Source organism: Rhodococcus sp. P4_B6, from assembly GCF_056402215.1.
Map to the genome: position 1 here is coordinate 1 of NZ_JBFUHV010000414.1, position 1943 is coordinate 1943.

3 protein-coding genes and 1 pseudogene are annotated in these 1943 nt (G+C 64.1%); all 4 read left to right on the forward strand.

The window, feature by feature from the left end; genetic code table 11:
- The coding region (locus AC1DWT_RS51150; RefSeq protein ID WP_477926254.1) for a helix-turn-helix transcriptional regulator at window positions 1–373 on the forward strand (373 nt) is incomplete at its 5' end.
- Between the two features lie 117 nt (window positions 374–490).
- On the forward strand, window positions 491–1327 hold the full coding sequence (locus tag AC1DWT_RS51155; RefSeq protein ID WP_477926255.1) for an SDR family oxidoreductase: 837 nt from the start codon (window positions 491–493) through the stop codon (window positions 1325–1327).
- 254 nt (window positions 1328–1581) lie between these two features.
- A pseudogene (locus tag AC1DWT_RS51160) lies at window positions 1582–1763 on the forward strand (hypothetical protein); the annotation flags it as partial.
- A 16-nt stretch (window positions 1764–1779) separates the two neighbouring features.
- Window positions 1780–1943 (forward strand): SDR family NAD(P)-dependent oxidoreductase (locus AC1DWT_RS51165; RefSeq protein WP_477926256.1); only part of this gene is annotated, 164 nt, incomplete at its 3' end.

Sequence of the window (1943 nt, forward strand, 5' to 3'; positions counted from 1 at the left end):
CAACGCAGACACGGCCACCCCCTCCGTCGATGTTCAGGAAGGGTTGGTCACCGCCATCCGGCGCTTTGTTCGAGAGAATGCGCACGACCCGAACCTCACAGGAGCCGTGGCAGCGGCGCGCCTCGGCTGGTCGCTCCGGCACGTTCAGGCCCAGTTGCAGCGGATTGGGACAACACCGTCGGATCTCATCCGAGAGGAGCGTCTGGCGTTGGCGCGGTTGCGTCTGCAGGACCGTGGCTGGAGCCACCAGAGCGTGACTCAGGTGGCATACTCCTCAGGATTCGGCGACCTCAGCACCTTCAGTAATGCGTACCGGCGGGCCTTCGGTGAGCGCCCTTCCGACACACGTTCTGCGGCATCCGCAAACGACTGAATCAGCGGCCCGCGGGCCTGCTCGACGACCGGGTCTGCGCGTGTCTGCTGCGCGCGATGCAAGCGAAGTGCGCTGCCTCCCAAGAGATAACGCCAATGTGGACCTAGCGTAGATGGCATGAATAGTGCAACCACCTTAGAAGTGCGACCGGCGCCCGACACCCTCTTCTCTGTCGCCGGGCGGACCGCCGTCGTGACCGGTGGCTCACGAGGGATCGGCGCCACGATCGCCCGCGGCCTGGTACTGGGTGGTGCCCACGTTGTCATCACCAGCCGAAAGGAAGAACAGTGCCGCGCGACGGCCGAAGCCATCAATGCCGAGGCAGACGCTGCGGGATCGGCAGGACGCTGCACCCCCGTCGCCAGTGACCTGTCGTTGGCCGAAGGGGTGACCGGTCTGGTCGAATGGCTTGGCGAGCACCTGACAAGCATCGACGTCCTGGTGAACAATGCCGGGGCCACCTGGGGTGCGCCACTTGAAGAGTTTCCCCTCATCGGTTGGACGAAGGTGCTCAACACCAACCTTGTCGCTCCGTTCTACCTCATCACGGGAACGCTTCCGCTTCTTCGCAATGCGGCACGCCCCGACCGGCCCGCTCGTGTCATCAACATCGGCAGCGTGGATGCCTTGGCTACACCTAGCTGGGAGAACTACTCCTACAGTGCGAGCAAAGCCGGGCTGCACATGGTCACCCGCCATTTAGCCAAGCAACTGGCTTCCGACGGCATCACCGTCAACGCGATCGCCCCCGGACCGGTCTTGACGGACATGCTCGGACACGTCGCGGCGGATCCAGAGGTCGAGGCAGAGCTGCTCGAGCGCGTCCCGCTGGGCCGCTACGGACAAACCGACGACCTGATCGGCACGGTCCGGTTCCTGGCCTCCCGTGCCGGCTCTTACCTGACCGGCACCATCATTCCGCTTGACGGCGGGATCTCCGGCTGCGCCGGCTGAACCTTCGCCTCCACCTTCTTCCGCGCACAGCAATCACCGATTCGAGAACAACCCTGCCTGAAGTTGTCACCGTCGCCACTGCACGTTCGCCGATCGGAAGAGCCATGAAGGGCTCCATTGAAGGACAATCGGCTCGATGACCTCCCCCTCCAGATGGTCACGGCCGCGTTGGCGAATGTACCTGCACTCGATCCAAGCGCCATCGACGACCTCATGCTCGGTGTCGGCGAACAGTGACTGAACGTCAGCAGTGGGCCATCGCCATCGGCCACCCGTTCGGCATGACCGGTGCGCGGATCACAAGCACCCTCATCAACTCACTGCAGACACACGACAAGCAGTTCGGCCTCAAACCATGTGCGTAGGCGGAGGACAGGGCATGGCACTGATCCTCGAACGCTCTCCTGACCCGAAGTCACATCGATCCAATCCTTGAGAGGAACCCCCATCTCGTGAACGCATCACCTCATCCCGAACACCGCCGTACCGCAATCGTCACCGGTGCTGCACGGGGAATCGGCGCCGCCGTCGCACGGCGGCTCGCCGCAGACGGCCACGCTGTCGCCGTCCTCGACCTCGAGGAGGCCGCCGCCCAGTACGTGGTCGACACGATCAC